The organism is Ignavibacteria bacterium (assembly GCA_016873775.1).
GTDB lineage: Bacteria > Bacteroidota > Ignavibacteria > UBA10030 > F1-140-MAGs086 > JAGXRH01.
Window position 1 is genome coordinate 1 of record VGWC01000039.1, and the last position, 21,269, is coordinate 21,269.

The following is a 21,269-nucleotide window of genomic DNA, read 5'->3' on the forward strand; positions in this document are numbered from 1 at the left end:
AATTTGTTGATTTATTGAAGAAGTGCGCGGAATCAATCACGGTTGGTTATCCGTGGGAGATGAAAAATTTTATGGGCGCCGTCATCAATAAAAAATCGCAAGAGAAAACGCTGTGGTATATTCAAAAAGGAATTGCCGAAGGAGGAAAACTTGTTGCAGGTGGAAATAAATCAAGTGATGAAGGATATTATCTTCGACCAACAATTATTGCTGATGTAAAACCGAAAGACACAATTGCACAAGAAGAAATTTTTGCTCCGGTTCTTGCGGTAATGAAAGCGAAAAATTTTGATGATGCATTGAACATTGCGAACAATACAGAATTTGGATTAACCGGCGCAGTGTACACAAAAAACAAAAAGCGTTTACAAAAAGCAGAACAAGAATTTCACGTTGGAAATTTGTACTTGAATCGTAAATGCACGGGCGCATTAGTTGGCGTTCATCCATTTGGTGGATTTAATATGAGCGGCACAGATTCCAAAGCGGGAGGAAAAGATTATTTGCTCTTATTCTTGCAAGCGAAATCAATTGCGGAGAAAGTGAAGTAGGATTTGAGATAAATAATTAATAACTTCAAACAATTTACAACTATGATAAAAATAAATAAACAACACGTATTCTTTTTAAACGAGAAAACGCTTAGATTAGAAAAACTTTCCGAAGGTCTCAATAATTTCAGAATTGCAATTCCGGGCAAAGATTATTCTGAAGAAATGATAGATACAATCATTGCTCGTTCAACATCAACTTTCATTGATGAAATATTTAGTATGAAAGGATTGTATCTATTTGGAAATAGATGGGGATGGTGGAGTGTTCCGGATTTTTTTATACTTGGTGGAGATAAAACAATCTTTATGATTGAAAATAAAATAGAAATACCTTCACAGGAAAAAATAGATAGATTTTTTGACTATTGTGAAAGTTTAGAATACCTCTCTAAAACGGCTATTTATAGGTATGAAGAAAAAGGGGGCATACATACAAAAAATTTTAGTGAATTGTGTGGGGGTGATAGTGAACTAAATGAGGAAATAAGTTATTTCTGTGCGTTTTTATGGCGAGAAGATTACAAAACATGGAAACTACACAAGAAATTAGGTGTTCCAAAAGGGAACGATATGAGAAAAACAGATCCACAAAATTTAGAAAAATGGAAAAATTTTCTTTTAGAGAGAACGGCAAAAAAATTTAACATAAGTAGAAACCTTCTTGAACGATTTGCATTATCAATAGAAAATAAAAAAGATTTGAAACTCGATCTTTATGAAGCACTATACAAATACTTAGGAAGGAAAATAAAAACTGAGAATGAACTCAAGGCATTATTTCAAAAATTATCTTTTATTCCAGTTCTATTAGTTCCAAATTTTTCTTCTAACGATTTTAATATAGTACTTCAATCAAGAAATGTTAAAATTGCAAAAGACACCCAAGTTGTGTTATTTAACTTTTATAAATCGAAGGATGAACAAAATAGATATGCAATATCATTTTCTGGGCCACAAAAATGGGATAAGATTAAATAAGGTTAAAATGTAGCTGAAGTTTATTATGAACACTCTTCCATCTTTTGTCGCTCCATTTCTTTGGTCGTACGATGTTGCTTCGCTCGATGTCGAAAAACATAAGAAGCGAATTATTACAAACGTTCTCAATCTTGGAACGAAAGAAGCGACGGATTGGCTCTTTGCGACGTACTCATTAAATGATATTCGTGATGCATTGATTCATCCTTTCCCGGGAGAATGGAATAACAAGTCGTTAAATTTTTGGTCGTTGGTTTTGGATGTAACTCCAGGTTCAACGAAAAGAGAGGTAAAGTAATTCTTACAAACAAAGAAACACTAATGATAGTCAACAAAAATTATCTTTGGGATTACGATTGGAAAGAAGAGCAATACGACACGGAAGAATTTAAGTGTTGGTATATTGCTCGTGTTCTTTCGCGCGGGACGATGAAAGATATTCGAGATATCGGCATTCCACTTATTAGAGAATATTTACCACAAATTCATATTCCTCGACGAATAAGAGAGCATTGGGAGTTTGCATTTTCACGTCCATTTATGATTGAAAAATACGGCGAATATCAAGATGCAATCTAATGCTGAAATAGAAATTCTTACGAACAATCAAAAAGATTTGTTGTCGGCATTTGGGAAAAGTGAAATCTCACAACAGTTTTACTTGACGGGAGGAACGACACTTTCAGAATTCTATCTTCATCATCGCTATTCAGAAGATTTGGATTTCTTTACGAATGAAAAACAAAATGTCGAGCAGTTGCGAAAAGAAATTGTTTCCGTTTTTTCATCTTTGAATGGAACGATAGAATTGGTTCGAAGTTTAGAAACGTTTATCGAAGCACATTTTACGACGAGCGATGGAGAAATTATAAAATTAGATTTTGCTTTCGATACGCCATTTCGCCACCAAGAAAAAATATTCAATATTACGTATGGAATTTGGCTCGATAATCTTCTCGATATTGCTTGCAATAAAATTTCTGCTTTGTTCGATAGAGCAATGATAAAAGATTTTGTTGACGTTTATTTTTTGCTGAATGAAAAATTTTCGTTTGACGAACTATGGGAACAAGCAAAGCAAAAACATATCGGTCTCGATGAGTATTGGTTTTGTCAAGCATTACTGCGCATCAATCAATTTCAGCAGTTACCGAGAATGGTAAAGCAAGTTACGATAGAAGAAATTAAATCATATTTTATTACACTCTATGATAACGTGTTAAAGAAAATCACTTTGTAGAAATAAAGATTGTATTTACACGATTAACATATAACAGACAACCTAAAAACCTACTATGAAAATTCACGAATACCAAGCAAAAGAAATTTTACGAAAATACAATGTTGCAATGCCGAAAGGAAAAGTTGCATTCTCGCCGGAAGAAGCGGTGAAAGTCGCAGTGGAAATGTGCAACGGTGACGCAACCGAAGCCGATACGAAAGTGTGGGTACTGAAAGCGCAAATACACGCGGGAGGACGAGGCAAAGGCGGCGGTGTAAAAATTGCAAAGTCGCTCGATGAAGTGTATCAACATGCAACGAAAATTTATGGAATGAATTTGGTAACGCATCAAACGGGACCGGAAGGAAGAATCGTAAAACGTTTGCTCGTTGAAGAAGGCGTTTCGATTGCGAGAGAAATGTATATCGGCATCACACTTGATAGAGCGCGTTCGCAAAATGTCGTGATGGTTTCGACGGAAGGTGGAGTTGAAATTGAAAAAGTTGCCGCAGAAACTCCGGAAAAGATTTTGAAAGAATGGATTGACCCGTCAATTGGTTTCAGAGATTTTCAAGCGCGAAAACTTGCCTTTGGTTTGGGATTAAGCGGCGAGGCGTTTAAGAATGGAGTTCAGTTTTTGCTTTCTCTTTACAAAGCATACGAAGAAACGGATGCGTCACTTTTTGAAATCAATCCATTTGTGATTACGACAGATGGAAAAACTCTTGCGCTCGATGCAAAAGCAAACTTCGATGATAATGCGCTGTTTCGTCATCACGATATAATTGCGATGCGCGATTTGGATGAAGAAGAACCGCTTGAAATCGAAGCATCGAAATCGAATCTCAATTATATCAAACTTGACGGCAATGTCGGTTGTATGGTGAATGGCGCAGGACTTGCAATGGCGACGATGGATATTATCAAACTTGCTGGTGGTGAGCCGGCAAATTTTCTTGATGTTGGCGGCGGCGCAAATGTTGAAACCGTTTCTAAAGGTTTTAACATCATTCTTGCAGATAAAAATGTGAAAGCAGTTCTCATCAATATTTTCGGAGGAATAGTTCGCTGCGATAGAGTTGCAAATGGCGTGATTGAAGCGGCAAAGCGCGTTCACGTCAATGTTCCGGTTGTTGTCCGATTGGAAGGAACGAATGCAATTCAAGCAAGAGAAATTCTTGCAAACTCCGGACTCAATTTAATTTCTGCAACATCGTTTGAAGATGCAGCGATGAAAGTTACACAAGCAATTGCATAATGGAAATTCTAACCAGTAATTCATAAAAAAACCGAACGTTTTGAGTTCGGCTTCTGATTCCCGTTTTCGCGGGAATGACAATATTGATAAATCCCTACATCGGTAACAACGTTTTCACTTTCTCAAAGTATTTTTTATTGAGCATTGGTGTATTCACAAATTTTTCTTCTGCACGGATTTACAAAAATTTGTGGTTGTTTTATCGTTCGCATTCATAGATTTTTCAGCCCAAAATACCTCATTTATGTTATCATTATCTACATCAAAAAATGCAATAGGTTTCAATGTTCCATATTCTTGTATTGTTCTTCGTCCGCAATGAAGACTATCAATTGCCTCACCGAGTTTGTTTTTCAGAAATATCATCTCCCCACTGTATTCAGCGTACGTTGGATTGATATCCGTAATTGTTTTCGCAGTGGCAAAATCATAAACCCTACAAATCCACCACCTGCAACATACGGATGATGCACTACCCAACGTACAAACCGTATCGGTAACGCAATTTCGATGCGGCGATATGCAATGGGTCCCGTATCTTTTTTCCAATCTTCTCTTCTCTTACTATATACTTCTTCTTCACCGCTCACTTGTCGTTCTATGCTTTTCTGCGTAGGGACAAGAGCATTACTCTGTTTCATTTCTGTTTCTACATCGGTATAGTACGACTTCATTTCTTCAAATCGCACAGAGCATCCAATACACTCCTGTAAATGCGTTTCAAGAAACATTTGCTGTGCAGCAATTTCCGGCGCATTGAGAACAAAAAGTTCGATTTGCTCTTCGGTTAAGTGTTTCATTCGTTAGTTGGTTTTTTCGTTTGTTCGTTTGTTTGTTTGTTCGTTGTCTTCTGAATGCTGATTGCTATTTCTCATATATTATCCTTGCATTACTGCACAATGTCAGAAAACAATTTCCTTCAATTTTTCCTTCACGAGCGTTCTGCAACGTTTTACAAGATATTCAAACACAACGCGATGTTTTCTTGCATATTCCTCTCTCGTGAGTTCGGGAAAAATTTCATTCAGTCGCTCATAATGAGAAGGTAATGCTCTCTCTCCGTCTAAAAATTCTGCGTTGAGCAGATAAGCAATGGCGGCAAAGTAGTTATGAAATTCCTGTTTGCTGACTTTCCCTTTTGCTTCATACCGCGGCTGTAATTCGTCTCTGAGTTTTACACAGACATTTCCTATCATTTGTTTCACATCGGCAACAAAAAAACTTCGTTCCGCATCGTTGTGTTTTTCTTCTCCAATACAATGAAACGTTTCATACGCAGTCTTTATTGCAACCGCAAGCGAAATTAACCGAACTTTTCGCTGATACACTTCTTGCGTCTTCCAATACTCAACAAAACGGGAGAGGATAACGGGAATATCGTCACCATATTCCATATTGGCTTCGATAATGACTGCTAATTCTTCATCGCTTATTGAGATGTTTTGGAGGAGTGGTTCGCAATGAAGAAGCACAAGAACCGTTTCGCCAAGAAATTCTTCTTTTGCAAAACAGGTGGAATTTTCTACTGCAAGTTTGATATTGCGAATAATTTTACTTAACGCCGGGTCAATTTCATTATATAAACGGAAAAGGTTATCGGAAGCGATACGCAGTGTGAGGCGGCGCAATTCCATCAGCAATTTTTCTTCGGAGCAATGGGCGATTTCAATATGCTGCCTTTCAAAATATGCGGCAAGTTGTATGAGTTGATTTTGTTCATTCCGTTGAAACAATTCCGCAATACAATCGGTAACAACATCGCTTTCTCTCAGTCCCACATAATCGAGAGAAAGTTTTCCCGTACGCACTTTCCGATGGATAAAAGGAACAGTGAACGACCGAATGAGACGAATAAATTCGTTCAATTGTTGCTCGTGGATAGTTCCGGCAATTGCATCGAACAATATTTCTTTCAGTGGTATGCGGAGGGTACGTATCAAGGTTACAATCTTCTCCCAACAGTTTTCATTTCATTAATCCGGGAAAAGGAAAAAGTTTTTGTCGAAAATGCATTCGTCTGCTAATTGAAATGGTATTTTTTTTATGGAACATATCGGTAGTGTTTCACAAGTGTTGGTTGAAATCTTTCCAAGACCGTAAACGGTCTTGCTGGACGAAAAAAGAATCATCAATGATTCTATGGTTTCATTCAGATTTATCGGGGTTTTTTCGCTATAGCACGACCATTAATGGTCTTGGAGAACGTGCTTTGAAAATATCGTCATTTTTCTTTTACCAACTCTTGTGAAACACTACCGAACATATCTATCCTATTTCGCATTCGTTACTTCGATGCGTACGCTGAATATTCCCGTAAAGGTACTTTCTTCTTTGGTAAAATTCTGCGATAAGATAAGAACATTGAGAAACAATGTAAAATTTAAAGTTCTGAAAAAGGTATTTTAGTTTTATCTTTTCTTATATTTTCCGCCGTGAAAAAATATCTTTTGTTCATCTCTCTATTTGTAATAGTTGCGTCCAACATTTTAAAATCGCAAGATTCAATTACTCCACAGCGCCACAATGCCAAAAATTCGTTACTGCTTCCAACGTATTCAGAAATAATTTTTCTAACAAACGATTCCATTTATCAATTAACATATAAATTCATCGAAAAAAATAGCGAAGTAATTTTTCTTGACTCAATTACAAAATTGGAAAATGGAAAAGATTATTCACTCGATGAACGAAAAGGAACCATTACGCTCTTATCAACATTTTCCCGATTCACAAACCACGATTCAACAATGCACTACTTAACGATAACGTACCGCGCATTGCCGTTTCATTTTAAAGAAAAATATTTTCACCGTGAACTCGTTTTCAAAAAAGATACCGTGGGCAACAAAACGATTGGCGAAGTAAAAAAAGAAATTGAAGGCGACAAACGATTTTCTGTTGATAATCTCTTCGGAATCAATTTGCAAAAAAGCGGAAGTATTGCGCGCGGATTTACGATTGGAACAAATAGAGATTTTTCATTTCAATCGGAATTTCAACTGCAAATGAACGGACAACTTTCGGAGGATGTTCTGCTCGTTGCTGCGCTTTCGGATAATAACATTCCGATTCAACCGGAGGGAAACACGCAAACGCTTTCTGAAATTGATAAAGTGTACATCGAAGTTTTTCATCCTAACTTTTCCGCAACGCTTGGCGATTTCGATTTGCAGTTTTCCAATTTGGAATTTGGTTCGCTCAATCGAAAATTGCAAGGCGCAAAAGGAACGGTGAAAAATTTTTCTTCTTCAAAAGATTCAGGAACAATTGCCGCCGCTATCTCTCGCGGAAAATTTTTTACAAACCAATTTTCCGGAACGGAAGGCATGCAAGGTCCGTATCGTTTATATGGAAAAAATAACGAACGAAACATTATCATCATTGCAGGAAGTGAACGTGTGTACGTGAATGGAGAAACAATGATGCGCGGTGATGCAAATGATTTTACGATTGATTATGCTACTGCGGAATTAACATTTACGACACGCCGATTGATTACAAGTGTCTCAAGAATCGTCGTGGATTTTGAATATACCGACAGACAATATGCGCGAAATAGTTTTGCTGTACGAACAGAAAATTATTTTCTCAACAATCATTTGAACGTTGTGTTGCAATATTATCGCGAAGGAGATGATTATGACTCTCCGCTCGATATTTCGTTAAGCGATAACGATAAAATTATTTTGCGCACCGCGGGTAATAACCGTGAACACGCATCGAAAAACGGCTGGAGAGAAGACTCGTTGGGAAATTATTTTCGTGATTTGTTCATCGTGAATGGTGAACCGTTGTTTGTTTTTATCTATAACGCTGATACGAGCGGCGTTCAAAAATATTCTGTAACATTTTCATTTGTTGGAAACGGCAACGGCGATTACGAGCGCAAAAGTATCGGGGTGTTTGAGTTCATTGGAAAAAATCTCGGTTCGTATTTGCCAAAAATTTTTCTACCACTTCCCGAACTCAATCAAATCGGCGTTGCAAAAATTTCTGCAACAATTACCGATAGTTTGAAAATCGAAACGGAAGTTGCGCAAAATAATTTTGATGCGAATAGGTTTTCTAATCTCAATGACGAGTATAATTCAAGCGGTGCATCGAAAATTTCCTTGAATTATAAATCGATTGATATAAAAAAAATTGGGCGTTTTTCAATTAGCGCGAATAATCGAATGATCGGCAGCAACTTCGTTACAATTGATAGAATTGATGATGTGGAGTATTTTAGAAAATGGAATTTTCAAAACACAAAGCAAGGAGATGAATCACTTTGGGAAGGAAATGTTCTTTACTTTCCTTCGCAATTTCTCTCATTCGGCTTTGCATATGGAAGGTTATATCGAAACAATTTCAAATCAACCAGAACAGAAGGAGGCATACATTTCGCAAAAGAAAAACTTCCAACGCTTTCTTATTTTATTGAAAACGTTGAACGCGCAACACATTTTTCTCACGATTCTTTTCCGGGAAGTTTTGTATTTCGACAGAAAGGAAACACAGAATGGAACATCGAAAACATTACTCCGTCGCTTCGTTTTGAAAATGAAACTCGAAAAGATTTTAATAACAACATTTCACATCTACACAACTCAAGTTTCCGTTTCAAGGAATTTGCTCCGAAACTTTCTCTTCAAAAATTTTATGGAACAGAAATTATTTCTGAGATCGAAATTCGTAACGAAGATTCAATTTCTTCAAATGTTTTTACTCGCGCATCAAATACCATTACACAAAAATATTTTGTTTCACTCTATGAAGTGCAAAATTTTTCTTCCACATTTGATGTAACATTGCGAAAGAAAAATTTTATGAAAACATTCAGTTTCAATAAAAACATTGCAACGAATCTTTTTCGCTGGCAAGGAAGGTATTCTCCGTTTAATCGCGGCGTAGAAACAAATTGGCTGTACGAAGCAACGAGCGAGCGCGGCGCAAAACTCGAACGTATTTTCTTGAAAGTAAAAAAAGGAACCGGAAATTATGTGTACGTTGGCGATAGAGATAGCAACAGAATTGTGGACGATGCGGATTTTGATTTAACACGATTTGACGGTGATTATATTCTCTCTTTTCTTCCAAGCGATGCGTTGTTTCCTGTTGTTGATGTGCGAACAAATTTTCGTATCAAACTTTCTCCGCAAAAAATATTTTCAATTTCAGAAAATAATTTTGTTGCAAAACTTTCGAGCGAATCAAACTTTCGCGTTGAAGAAAAAAACTCTTCTCCAAAAACAAGCGATATCTATTTGTTAAAGTTAAGTAGGTTTTTGGGAGATAGTACAATTTCCGGAAATCAATCAATGATGCACGATATATTTTGGAATGAGAATAACGAAAAATTTTCTTTACGATTTCGATTTCAGCAACGAAAATCTCTTTCTCAACTTGCAGCAACGACTGAACATAGTTACAATCGAGAACGCTCACTTCGTTTACGTATTCAATTCGACGAAGAAATTTCTAGTCAAACGGATTTTACTAACATTATGGATAAACTTTCTTCGACTACATTAAATAATCGTGTAAGAAACATTGTAGGAAATTTACTCGCAACCGATTTTTCCTATCGCCCGAAACAAGAATTTGAATTTGGTTTTAAACTCGAACTTTCTCAAACCACAAACTACAAACCTCAAATCATTATTGCCGATATGAATTCACAATCATCGCGATTCACGTATTCATTTGAAAATAAAGGACAACTGCGAATGGAATTCACACGTGAAGAAGTTTTGCTTTCAAAAAATATTTTTGAATTTCCGTACCAATTTACCAACGGAAAAGTTGCAGGAATTTCGTGGTTGTGGAAAGTTGCATATGATTATCAAATCACGGATTCCTTGCAATCGAGAGCAAGTTACGACGGAAGGAAAGAAGGAACGCGCGATGTTGTGCATACTGCAAAAGCGGAAGTGAGAGCAATATTTTAATGTTAAATTGAACGTTGAATTTGATAGAAACAATTTTTGATTCCATCATCATTGGTGGCGGCGCGGCGGGATTAATGTGCGCTATCGAAGCTGGGAAACGCGGACGAACCGTTTTGGTGATTGAACACAACGAGCAAATTGGAAAGAAAATTTTAATTTCCGGTGGCGGAAGATGTAACTTTACCAATCGTAACGTTTCATCGGAAAATTTTATTTCTGCTAACCCGCATTTTTGTAAATCTGCGCTTGCACGATTTACGCCGAACGATTTTTTGCGATTGGTTGAAAACCATAACATTGCGTATCACGAAAAAAAACTTGGTCAATTGTTTTGTAATACAAGTGCAAAGCGCATTGCAGAAATGTTGTTAAAAGAATGTAACACCTTCAACGTCAATATTCTTTTGAACTGTGAAGTTGAACATATTTCAAAATCCATTTCATTTTCTGTAGAAACTAATCTTGGATTGTTTGAAAGCGAAACTGTCGTGATTGCAAGCGGCGGCTTATCAATTCCGAAAATCGGTGCAAGTAATTTCGGTTATACAATTGCGAAACAATTTAATGTGAATATTATTGAACCTAAACCAGCTCTTGTTCCTTTGTTGTTTTCACAAGAGCAAATGAAAACGTATAACCTTTTGAGTGGAATTTCACTTGATGCAATTGTAACGTGCAACGAACAATCGTTTCGAGAACATATTTTGTTCACGCATCGTGGATTAAGTGGACCTGCGATTTTACAAATCTCTTCATATTGGAAAAATGGCGATGCGCTTTCTATCAATCTATTTCCGAATGAACATATAGAAGATATTCTTTGGCTAAATCAACAAAGCAAAATTTCGTTAGCAACATTACTTGCGCAATATCTTCCGAAACGATTCATAGAAATTTGGTGCAAACAATTGCCTCTTTCCAAACCGATGTATCAATTGAATGAAAAAGAGTTGAAAATGCTTTCATCATTTCTTTCTTCGTGGAATATAACTCCCGTCGGAACAGAAGGATTTGAAAAAGCGGAAGTTACGCGCGGAGGAATTGACACGAACGAACTTTCGTCCAAAACAATGGAAGCAAAAAAAATGCGAGGATTATTTTTTATCGGTGAAATTGTTGATGTTACCGGTTGGCTTGGCGGTTACAATTTTCAATGGGCGTGGAGTTCCGGATTTGCAGCGGGACATTATGTTTGAGTAATGTTTCAAGACACACGAATGCATTTTCAATTTTTCTTCGCTTCATTTTCTTTGTAACTTTTGCCGCAAAAATTTAGCCACGAATTTCACGAATTATCACTAATAAAAATACAATGAATGAAGTCGTTATCGTCAGCGCAGTACGAACTCCCATCGGCGCATTTCAAGGAAGTTTAAGTTCCGTTCCCGCTACAAAACTCGGTGCAATCGCAATCAAAGAATCTCTTTCACGCGCAAACATTTCTCCCAACGATGTCAGCGAAGTAATAATGGGAAATGTTCTCACTGCTGGTGAAGGACAAGCACCGGCACGACAAGCGGCGTTATTTTCCGGACTTCCCGAATCGGTGGAAACGATGACAATCAATAAAGTTTGTGGAAGCGGTTTGAAAGCAGTAATGCTCGGCGCGCAAGCAATTCAACTTGGCGATGCGGAAATTGCTGTCGCCGGCGGAATGGAAAGTATGAGCAACGTTCCGTACATTTTGGAAAACGCGCGCAACGGTTTCAGAATGGGACATCAGCAAATTACCGATACGATGATAAAAGATGGATTGTGGGATGTGTATAATAATTTTCATATGGGAAATGCGGCAGAGTTGTGCGCGAAAGAATGCGCTGTGTCGAGAGAAGCGCAAGATGAATTTGCAATTCGCAGTTATAAACTCGCAATCGAAGCGCAAGAGAAAGGTTATTTCAAAAACGAAATTGTATCTGTTTCAATTGAACAAAAAGGAAAAGGCGCGCTCATAATTTCCGAAGATGAAGAGCCAAAGAAAGTGAAGTTCGATAAAATTCCAACGCTGAAACCGGCATTTCAAAAAGATGGAACGGTAACTGCGGCAAACGCATCGAAAATAAATGATGGCGCTGCAGCAGTGGTGATTATGTCGAAAGCGAAAGCGGAAAAGTTGGGATTGAAACCGCTTGCGAAAATTCTTGCATACAGTTCTGTGGCGAAAAAACCGGAATGGTTCACAACTGCTCCGGCTGATGCAATTCAAAAAGTATTAGCAAAAGCAAAACTCACGAAAGACGATATTGACTTGTTTGAAATCAACGAAGCGTTTGCGGTCGTGAACCTTGCAGTAAACAAAATGCTCGGATTGGATTTGGAAAAAACAAATGTTCACGGCGGAGCAGTTGCGCTTGGTCATCCAATTGGCGCGAGCGGTTGCAGAATTTTGGTTACGCTCCTTCACGCAATGAAACTACGCAACGCAAAACGCGGAATGGCGGGAATTTGTATCGGCGGCGGTGAAGCGAGCGCGATGATTGTGGAAGCGATGTTCGATTTGAGATTTGAGTAATTTATTTCGAGATGATAACTGAAGAAAAAATAAATACACTTTTTGATACACTTGACAAATGGAGAATGTTTCCAGCGTATCAGTTAGAAAGACGCGCGGATATTTTCTTTGCAATTTATCTTAAAGAAGTATTAGAGTCAACTTTCAAAACTACGATTGATAGTATCCTACCAGAATTCCCTATTAGAATTGGCTCTTTATATAACGAGGGCCATAAAAATGATAAACTAAACCTATCATTCAAAGTTGATTATTTTGCAATTAGTCAAAAAAACAACACCATATATTTCATTGAGTTAAAAACAGATGTAACTTCTAAAAGAGAAAAACAAGATTGGTATTTAACCACCGCGCAAAATGTTAAAATAAAAATACTTGTTGAAGGGTTATTGAAAATTTATAGGGCAACTGAACAAAAACAAAAATACAAGCGTTACATAAAAGAATTAATCAAATTTAGATTGATAAAACTAGAAAATGGTACTTATAAGGAAATGAATAATAACTTTGAAATTGAGGTTGTAAATATTCAACCGAAAAGAACGAAGTTTGATAAATTCAAAGTAATAACATTTGCAAACATTATCGAGATTTTGTCAGCGCAAAAAGATTTTTTATCAAATAGATTTATTCAATCTTTGAAGAAGTGGAAAACTAATCCGAATAATTAGAAAAAATTTTATGAACAACATCAACAACATCTTCGTCCTCGGCGGCGGAACAATGGGAAACGGCATTGCTCGCACGTTTGCGCAATTTGGTTTTCCCGTTTCACTCTACAACGTAAAACAAGAATTTCTCGACAAAGCAATAAAAACAATTTCGGGAAATCTCGAACTCAAAAAAGATATATTCAGAAAAATTTTTTTGAACTTTTTTTCAAAAAATCTTGCACGATACTGCTTTAAGCAATATATTTTACTTGCTTTTCTTCTGTACGGTTTTTCATGCAGCCAGTTCTTTGCTGTGCTTCCAGCCGTACGGAAGGTCACACAAGTAAAATGGAAGCTGTCCCCTCCGTTCGTGGCCGCGTGCGCGGAAAATAGAACAACGCGGCTTTTTTTATTTTAAACCCCTTCCCCAATTCTCACAAGTTTTTTCTTTCAATCATTTTTTAAATTTTACTTATGGAAATCACAAACATCTCCGTCCTTGGCGGTGGAACAATGGGAAACGGCATAACTCACACGTTTGCGCAATATGGTTTTCCAGTTTCACTTTACGATGTGAAACAAGAATTTCTCGACAAAGCAATCAAAACAATTTCGGGAAATCTCGACAGACAAGTGAAGAAAGGAACGCTTTCCGAAGAACAAAAAACTTCAACACTTGCAAACATAAAAACTTTTCTCTCGCTTGAAGATGCAGTTGCAAATGCAGATTTAGTAATTGAAGCAGTTCCCGAAAATCTCGAACTCAAAAAAGATATTTTCCGAAAACTCGATGCATATTGCAAACCGACAACAATTCTTGCATCGAACACGTCTTCGATTTCAATAACGGAAATTGCGGCAATTACAAAACGTCCGCAGCAAGTAATCGGAATGCACTTTATGAATCCAGTTCCGCTGATGAAACTTGTAGAAGTAATTCGCGGAATCGCAACATCTGATGAAACGTATCAAACGATAAAAACAACCGCAGAGAAATTGGAAAAAACTCCTGTGGAAGTGAATGATTTTCCCGGCTTTGTTTCCAATCGCGTGTTGATTCCGATGCTCAACGAAGCGATGTATTGCGTGATGGAAGGCGTTGCAAAACCTGAAGCGATTGATACCGTGATGAAACTCGGAATGAATCATCCGATGGGACCGCTGCAACTTGCTGATTTTATTGGTCTCGACGTGTGTCTTTCGATTATGAATGTTCTGCACGAAGGACTTGGCGATACAAAATATCGCCCGTGTCCGTTGCTGAAACAAATGGTTGCGGCGGGATATTTGGGAAAGAAAACTGGAAAAGGATTTTATAGTTATTGATGTGGGATGTGCGATGTGAGAATTTTACATTTTATATTTTACATTGAATAAAACTATTTTTAAAGTGAAGTTTATACAACCATCACTTGACTCCTCGACTCCTTGAACACTTTACAAACAAGAAAACGAACTAACGAAAAATGAATTTTAACTTCGACGAAACACAATTAATGATACAACAAACAGCGCGGGATTTTGCGGAAACAGAATTGCGACCAAACGCATCCGAGCGTGATGAGAAAGAAGAATTTCCGTACGATGCCGTGAAGAAAATGGGCGAACTCGGATTTATGGGAATAAAAGTTCCCGAACAATACGGAGGCGCGGGACTCGATGCAATCAGTTACGTTCTTGCGATGGAAGAAATCTCCAAAGTAGATGCATCGGCGGGAGTGATTATGTCGGTGAATAATTCGCTCGTGTGTTACGGTTTAGAAAAATGGGGAAACGAAGAGCAAAAGAAAAAATATCTCATTCCACTTGCGTCGGGGAAAAAACTTGGAGCGTTTGCTCTTTCCGAACCCGAAGCAGGAAGTGATGCAACAAATCAACACACTTCGGCAAAACGCGACAGCGATTTTTACATTCTCAACGGAACAAAAAATTTTATTACGAACGGAAAAAATGCCGATGTCGTTTTGGTAATGGCGCAAACGGATAAATCGAAAGGACCAAAAGGAATTACAACATTCATTGTTGAAAAAGATTTTCCCGGATTTTCCGTTGCGAAGAAAGAAAGAAAATTGGGAATAAGAAGTTCCGATACGGTTTCGCTTGCGTTTCAAGATTGTAAAGTTCCGATTGAAAATAGAATCGGTGAAGAAGGATTCGGATTTAAGTTTGCAATGAAAACGCTGGATGGTGGAAGAGTGGGAATTGCAGCGCAAGCAATCGGCATCGCAATGGCAGCGTTGGAAGAATCCATTAAATATTCAAAGCAACGAAAAGCATTCGGAAAATATTTAGCGGAACATCAAGCGATTCAATTTAAAATTGCTGATATGCAAACAAAAATTGATGCAGCACAAATGTTAGTTCTTCGCGCCGCGGCAACTGATTCCGATAATCCAAATTTCGGAACATACGCCGCTGAAGCAAAATTGTATTCTTCAAAAATCGCCGTGGAATGTGCTTTGGAAGCAATTCAAATTCACGGCGGTTACGGTTATTGTAAAGAATACCCCGTGGAACGATTGTTACGTGATGCAAAGATTACAGAGATTTACGAAGGAACATCAGAGGTGCAGAAAATTGTCATTTCGCGGTCTCTATTAAAATAGTATAAGGGTGAGAAAAACGCTTTGAAAGTTCAAAAGAATTTTCTACTTTAAGCCCAGAAAATTGAAAACAATTTCATTTCAAAATTATTTAACCAGAATTTCAACTATCGTACTTTGTTATTTCGTTTCGCATAATTAACTCTGCACTCCTTTTGAAAGGAGTACTTCTATGCATTTGTTATTGTTTCGTATTACATATATAATATTTTTTGTACTACTTTTTCCATTGCAAAGTAAAAGTCAGGCGAATTTTTTTTCAACCGTTGCAAACGGAACTTGGAACTCACCAAATTCGTGGATTTTTGTTGGAACCGATAATGACAGTACTCCCGACGACAACGATTCAGTTTTTATTTCCTCGACTTCTTCCAATCATACTATTATTATTCCGGAGAATTTTTCTGCTACTTGTAAAGTACTTGTTCTTGGTACACCGGCGCAAGGAAATGGCGGGAAAATTGTCTTTCAAGATTCTTCATACTTCACTACTTCAACAATAATCATCAACCGTCCATCAAGTAATACACGCGAAATTTCAATCGGGAATGGAAATTTGATTGTGAACGGAAACGTTATTTTCAACTCAAATTCCAATACTTCAAACAGAGCATGCAAAATTTCAGTTGCGAATGGAACAATAACGGTAAAGGGAAATATGTATTTCAACGCGAATGTCGCTTCGAATGCAATTATTGATTTCAGTAGCGGAAATGGAACGCTGTTTTTTGGCGGAAATGTTGTTCTCAATCCGAAAGGAAGTTTCGCTTCAGGAAACTTCAACACGGTTTCTTTCAACGGTAACATTGCTCAAACGATTCACGTCGTATCCAATACGTTCTCTTACAACAACATCATTATCAATAATACCAGTATTTCCGGTGTTTCAATTGACGGGAATGTTTCGCCAACAAAAATAAAAGGAAACATCGTTGTACAACACGGAACGTTGAAGTTGCAGCAATTTTCTTTAGCAGGAAACAACGATAGAACATTTGAACTGAAAGACGAAACTTTTCTGATAATCGGGAAAGAACATTCTTCGAACTCGTTCCCATCGGGATTTCTTCCCGATTTAGCCACATCAAGCACAGTCATATTCGCGGGAGGAGAGCAAACAATCCCACAACGAGAATTTGGAAATTTAGTATTAACCGGAAGTGGAATGAAAACTGCGCAAGGTTCACTTTCTATCAATGGAAATTTTGAGTTCCGTTCACCTTTTGAGGCAGGAAATTTTGACCATTATCTAAAAGGAGTTTGGAACAATTCCTCGCCTTTATTTCTTTCTTCAGGTACATTTTTTTTGAACGGTGAACAAAACAATTGGCTCGGAGGAACGTCTCCAACTCAATTTGAGAACCTTGTCATCAATACAAAAGGAACTGTATTGTTGTTAAATGACATTAGCGTCAATCAAGATATCAATGTTGTACAAGGAACTTTTGATGTGAACATATACAATTGCAACAGAACATCGTTCGGCGGAACATTCGCAGTAAATGAAAATGCAACGTTAAAAATCGGAAGCGATAAAAGTTTTCCGATAAATTTTGCGACCATATCACTTGCGACGACGAGTACCGTGAATTATTACGGAAGCGACTTACACATTCCTGCAGTTCCGAACGGATACGGAAACCTCATTCTTTCCGAAAGCGGAAGTAAATTTTTCAACGACGATATTCTTGTCAACGGCGATATTATTTTCTCTTCGGATGTACATTTGGAAAATCATACTCTTGTTGTCAAAGGAAACTGGTTCAATAACAACGGTTCGTTTGTTTCGAACGCAACTGTTTATTTAAGCGGCGAACACGATTGCATTATCGGAGGAACTTCACCGACGACATTTTACAATCTCGCCATTGAAAAAGAACATACTCTTACGTTGAAAAATAATTTCACAGTTACAAACTCACTTTCCATCAATTCGGGAACGGTGGATGTTGACACGCATGTTGTCTGGGGAGGAAATACATTTGACTTGAAATATTATTCAACGATAAAAATAGCGCATACAAATTTCTCATTCAGATTTTCTGAAAACAATTTTTCTCCCAACAGCAGTGTCGAATTTTACAACACAGAAAACCAACTTATTCAGAAACAAAATTACGGAAACGTATTATTTTCCGGTGGAGGAACAAAAATTCTCCTCGAACAATTTACCGCACATTCTGTAGCCATTGAAAACTCTGTTACTGTTGATGCATCCGATAAAACGCTCATGATTTTTGGCGATTGGAAGAACAATGGCAACGTACTTTCGAGCGGCGAAATACATTTTTCAGGAACACATCAAATAATTTCCTCATCAACGTTCAACGATGCCTCATTTCTCGGGAACGGGACAAAAACATTAGTAGGAGCTTTGACTATTGTAGGAAATCTTTCCATCGGAAAAAACGTCGTTCTAGATGGCGGCGCATTTTACCATAAAGTTTTCGGACATTGGCTCAACAATCAACAATTTGTATCGAGCGGAACCGTTGAGTTTTCAGGTGACCATCAACTCATCAGTTCTTCTTCATTCAATAATATCATCTTGAGCGGCAGAGGAACGAAAACGTTGGAAGGAAATCTCATCATTGGAGGATTTCTTTCCATAACCAATAATGTTACACTTGATGCAAATAATTCTTCTATTACAATTGCGGGAGATTGGAATAATTTTGGAAATTTCATTTCTCAACAGAGTGTTGAATGTAACGGAAATGAGCAAACCATTAATGCTTCAACATTTTACAATCTTTTACTTTCGGGCAACGGAATAAAATCTGCAAATGGAAATTTACATATTGAAGGAAACTTTACAATAGAACCTAATGCAACATTTGCGGCAAACAATTTCGCGCATACACTGCAAGGAAATTTTTTCAACAACGGAACGTTTCTTGAAGGAACAAGTACGTTGCTTTTGGAAGGAAATTCTGTTCAAACAATAAGCGGTACGAATTATTTCAATCTTATCCTCAATAACGCATCGGGCGCAATTCTTGCTGGAAAAACTTTTATCAATCATTCGCTAACTCTTCTTTCCGGAAAACTTTCAACACAAAAATATTCTCTCGAATTGGGATTATCCGCAACACTGAATGAATCGCCGAATAATTTTATTGTGGGAAAAATCTTTACACTTCGACCGACACAAAGCGGAATAAACGAAACCTTCGGCAACATCGGTTTTGAAATGAAAACAGAAGGAAATACCGCAGGACCAACAATGGTAACGCGCATCACGGGAATTGCAATTCCTGCAAGCGCAACATACGGCGGAAATAATTCCATCAAACGCTCGTTTCGAGTCATTCCAACTCAGAATCAAAATTTATCTGCTACCGTAATCCTTCACTATGATGATTCTGAATTGGAAAACCAGGATGAACATTCCTTTGATATTTGGTTTTCAGAATATACCGACGAAAATGCGTATTGGTCGCGAAGTTCGCTCGGAACAATTCGAAATAGCGAATCCAATTCCGTTTCTATCGAAAATATAAACTCGTTGCATTCGTTCACGGTTGCAGATTCCAATAATTATCTTTCCGGCGGAAAAATTATTCTCAAAACGTTCCGCGACGGAGACGGACAAAGTTCAACTTTCAATGACTGGCAAATTACTCCATGGTATGTTGAGATACGAAAAAATTCTCCGAGTGGAACATTAGTTGCAACATCACACAACAATTCAGGATTCATTGCAAATGATGTTCCACCGGGAATGTATGTTCTCGTTCAATCGGATTCTTTCGGATGGCAACATTTCGGTTTTCGTATCAATGGAAATTTTTCGCCAAGTCAAAATTCTGTGATTGAAACGGAAATCAGCGCCGGCATAACCAATTCCATCGAGTTGGTTTCGTATCTTCATAATAATTTCATCATCAACACGTATTGGGATTTAGACGGAGAATTACTCACGAGAAATGACTGGCGGCGAAATTTTTGCAACGTGCAACTGCGTCAACATTCGCCCGAAGGACCAATAGTTTCATTGACTGCTTCCGACTCAACATATACGGCAACGTATCTGGAAAACGACGATTATTATTTTCTTGTTGAAGATACGTTGGGATTGAAACATCTTGGGTATCGCATCAATAACGGAGAAATGATTTCGCTCGCTCACAATACTTTTTCTTTCAGCGTAAACGGAGGAGGAATCCATTCTGTGGATATTGTGAGTTACTTCCCGAATACAATAAAAGTAAAAAGCGTTCGCGACATTGACGGAAACGTTGCGACAAACGAAACGCGCGAACAAATCGAATGGACCTTTTCTTTGTTCGAAAAAACTGTCGAACCGCAATTCTTAGTTGCTTCGTTTGAAAATGTTGAAGAAGCAATGTTCGAAAATCTTGGCAACGGAAAATTTATCCTTGTTCAACATCAAAAGAACGGATGGAACACAAAAGGATATTTGTATAACGCTCAACTTTTTTCTGATGTAAGAAACGAGATTCCGTTGCAATTGAACGGTGGCGATTCGATGAATGTTACGTTTATCAATTTTCATCCAAATTCCATTACCGTGGAACACCACGGTGATGAAGACGGAATATTCGAAACGACAAACGACCGCCAACTTCTTCCATGGAAATTTACGTTGTATAAAAATGAAATTTCTCCTTCAACTGTTGTACATACGGCAATGGGAATCTCGTCATACACGTTCAAAGAACTTGGCGATGGCATATATTTCGTTGAACAGATTGACAGCGCGGGATTTCCGCATATCGGCTATTCACTCAACAATGACAATGTGAGTTCGTCGCAAGCAAAAATTATTGAAGTACATATTTTCGGAGGTGGAATACATTCAACGCTTCAGTTTATCAATTACATTTCAGCGCTGAAAACATACCGAACATTTTTGCAGGATAGTTTAGGTAAACGTTCCGCAAGTATGAGAAAATCTCCAAAATTTGATTCTGTGTTATCACGTATGCCGCTGTACGCAAACATTCGCGATACGATGTTCAAACATTATATTACGCCAAAACTTGGAAGTATAACACTCGGAGTAGTACAAACGAAAAAAAACAACGCACAACAATTCGGATGGATAACACTGTCTAAATCACAACGAAGATTTGCGCCGCATACAAAATACCCAACGCAATTTCAACACAGAAAAGAAATAAAAAATCCAACCATATCGCGTGTGAACAATAAACTTGCCGGCGAATTGTACGCTCTCAAACTCGCTATTGCGGCAAGCGATTATGAACTTACTCCTTCGGGACTTGGCGAATTGATATTTGATGAAGAAAACGAAAATATTCTCAACGGAAAAACGCTCCGGGAAATTGCTCCAGCGGTTTCGTCGGGAATTATTGATACTGCATTAACATACGGTATCGAATTACTTTCGCAACCATCTTCGTATGAAAATTTATATCATTCGTTGCGAAAAATCAACATAGCATTTTCCGGAAAACTTGATACACTCAGAACCAATCCGTTGCAAATAAAAGGCACCGTTCCATTACTTTCTGTCAATTTTCTGAAACCAAGTTTGAAGATCAAACCGGATATCGAACCGCAGAGTGAATA

16 protein-coding genes are annotated in these 21,269 nt (G+C 37.7%); 14 read left to right on the forward strand and 2 right to left on the reverse strand.

The genetic code is table 11. From position 1 onward, the window contains the following. From FJ218_06810 to sucC, 6 genes are all read left to right on the forward strand, one after another. A partial coding sequence (locus tag FJ218_06810; GenBank protein ID MBM4166610.1) for an aldehyde dehydrogenase family protein occupies window positions 1-551 on the forward strand: 551 nt, incomplete at its 5' end. Between the two features lie 42 nt (window positions 552-593). Beyond that, window positions 594-1,532 (forward strand): hypothetical protein, encoded by a 939-nt coding sequence (locus FJ218_06815; GenBank protein ID MBM4166611.1) that lies wholly within the window; start codon window positions 594-596, stop codon window positions 1,530-1,532. A 25-nt stretch (window positions 1,533-1,557) separates the two neighbouring features. After that, a complete protein-coding gene (locus tag FJ218_06820; protein MBM4166612.1) occupies window positions 1,558-1,830 on the forward strand; it encodes a hypothetical protein in 273 nt (90 codons plus the stop codon). Between the two features lie 23 nt (window positions 1,831-1,853). After that, a complete protein-coding gene (locus FJ218_06825; GenBank protein MBM4166613.1) occupies window positions 1,854-2,111 on the forward strand; it encodes a hypothetical protein in 258 nt (85 codons plus the stop codon). Continuing rightward, window positions 2,101-2,772 (forward strand): nucleotidyl transferase AbiEii/AbiGii toxin family protein, encoded by a 672-nt coding sequence (locus tag FJ218_06830; GenBank protein MBM4166614.1) that lies wholly within the window; start codon window positions 2,101-2,103, stop codon window positions 2,770-2,772. Before FJ218_06825 ends, FJ218_06830 begins: the two co-directional genes overlap by 11 nt. 55 nt (window positions 2,773-2,827) lie before the next feature. Beyond that, entirely contained in the window at window positions 2,828-4,012 is a 1,185-nt protein-coding gene (gene sucC / locus FJ218_06835; GenBank protein MBM4166615.1) for an ADP-forming succinate--CoA ligase subunit beta, read from the forward strand. Between the two features lie 362 nt (window positions 4,013-4,374). On the opposite strand, the gene FJ218_06840 is transcribed toward sucC, so the two are convergent. Beyond that, window positions 4,375-4,812, reverse strand: coding sequence for a hypothetical protein (locus tag FJ218_06840; protein ID MBM4166616.1), 438 nt, complete (start codon window positions 4,810-4,812; stop codon window positions 4,375-4,377). Window positions 4,813-4,914: 102 nt separating this feature from the next. Further along, entirely contained in the window at window positions 4,915-5,952 is a 1,038-nt protein-coding gene (locus FJ218_06845) for a hypothetical protein (protein ID MBM4166617.1), read from the reverse strand. Window positions 5,953-6,459: 507 nt separating this feature from the next. Between FJ218_06845 and FJ218_06850 the strand changes: the two genes are divergently transcribed. The 8 genes from FJ218_06850 to FJ218_06885 form a co-directional block, all read left to right on the forward strand. Beyond that, window positions 6,460-9,945 carry a hypothetical protein gene (locus FJ218_06850; protein MBM4166618.1) on the forward strand — a complete coding sequence of 1,162 codons (3,486 nt, stop codon included), beginning with the start codon at window positions 6,460-6,462 and terminating at the stop codon, window positions 9,943-9,945. A gap of 74 nt (window positions 9,946-10,019) precedes the next feature. Then, the gene (locus FJ218_06855) at window positions 10,020-11,141 is read left to right on the forward strand and encodes an NAD(P)/FAD-dependent oxidoreductase (GenBank protein MBM4166619.1); all 1,122 of its coding nucleotides are present in this window, start codon (window positions 10,020-10,022) and stop codon (window positions 11,139-11,141) included. Window positions 11,142-11,257: 116 nt separating this feature from the next. Next, a complete protein-coding gene (locus tag FJ218_06860) occupies window positions 11,258-12,454 on the forward strand; it encodes an acetyl-CoA C-acetyltransferase (protein ID MBM4166620.1) in 1,197 nt (398 codons plus the stop codon). Window positions 12,455-12,465: 11 nt separating this feature from the next. Beyond that, the gene (locus tag FJ218_06865; protein ID MBM4166621.1) at window positions 12,466-13,125 is read left to right on the forward strand and encodes a hypothetical protein; all 660 of its coding nucleotides are present in this window, start codon (window positions 12,466-12,468) and stop codon (window positions 13,123-13,125) included. Between the two features lie 10 nt (window positions 13,126-13,135). After that, window positions 13,136-13,525 (forward strand): hypothetical protein, encoded by a 390-nt coding sequence (locus FJ218_06870; GenBank protein ID MBM4166622.1) that lies wholly within the window; start codon window positions 13,136-13,138, stop codon window positions 13,523-13,525. Between the two features lie 62 nt (window positions 13,526-13,587). After that, window positions 13,588-14,433, forward strand: coding sequence for a 3-hydroxybutyryl-CoA dehydrogenase (locus tag FJ218_06875; protein MBM4166623.1), 846 nt, complete (start codon window positions 13,588-13,590; stop codon window positions 14,431-14,433). Between the two features lie 140 nt (window positions 14,434-14,573). Next, window positions 14,574-15,713 carry an acyl-CoA dehydrogenase gene (locus FJ218_06880; protein ID MBM4166624.1) on the forward strand — a complete coding sequence of 380 codons (1,140 nt, stop codon included), beginning with the start codon at window positions 14,574-14,576 and terminating at the stop codon, window positions 15,711-15,713. A 226-nt stretch (window positions 15,714-15,939) separates the two neighbouring features. After that, window positions 15,940-21,269, forward strand: a 5,330-nt coding sequence (locus tag FJ218_06885; GenBank protein MBM4166625.1) for a hypothetical protein, incomplete at its 3' end; no start/stop codon positions are given.

Bases quoted from the DNA above. Each gene is read 5' to 3' on its own strand.
- FJ218_06815 (MBM4166611.1), top strand. From the start codon at position 594: ATGATAAAAATAAATAAACAACACGTATTCTTTTTAAACGAGAAAACG.
- FJ218_06820 (MBM4166612.1), top strand. From the start codon at position 1,558: ATGAACACTCTTCCATCTTTTGTCGCTCCATTTCTTTGGTCGTACGAT.
- FJ218_06825 (MBM4166613.1), top strand. From the start codon at position 1,854: ATGATAGTCAACAAAAATTATCTTTGGGATTACGATTGGAAAGAAGAG.
- FJ218_06830 (MBM4166614.1), top strand. From the start codon at position 2,101: ATGCAATCTAATGCTGAAATAGAAATTCTTACGAACAATCAAAAAGAT.
- sucC (MBM4166615.1), top strand. From the start codon at position 2,828: ATGAAAATTCACGAATACCAAGCAAAAGAAATTTTACGAAAATACAAT.
- FJ218_06840 (MBM4166616.1), bottom strand. From the start codon at position 4,812: ATGAAACACTTAACCGAAGAGCAAATCGAACTTTTTGTTCTCAATGCG.
- FJ218_06855 (MBM4166619.1), top strand. From the start codon at position 10,020: ATGTGCGCTATCGAAGCTGGGAAACGCGGACGAACCGTTTTGGTGATT.
- FJ218_06860 (MBM4166620.1), top strand. From the start codon at position 11,258: ATGAATGAAGTCGTTATCGTCAGCGCAGTACGAACTCCCATCGGCGCA.
- FJ218_06865 (MBM4166621.1), top strand. From the start codon at position 12,466: ATGATAACTGAAGAAAAAATAAATACACTTTTTGATACACTTGACAAA.
- FJ218_06870 (MBM4166622.1), top strand. From the start codon at position 13,136: ATGAACAACATCAACAACATCTTCGTCCTCGGCGGCGGAACAATGGGA.
- FJ218_06880 (MBM4166624.1), top strand. From the start codon at position 14,574: ATGAATTTTAACTTCGACGAAACACAATTAATGATACAACAAACAGCG.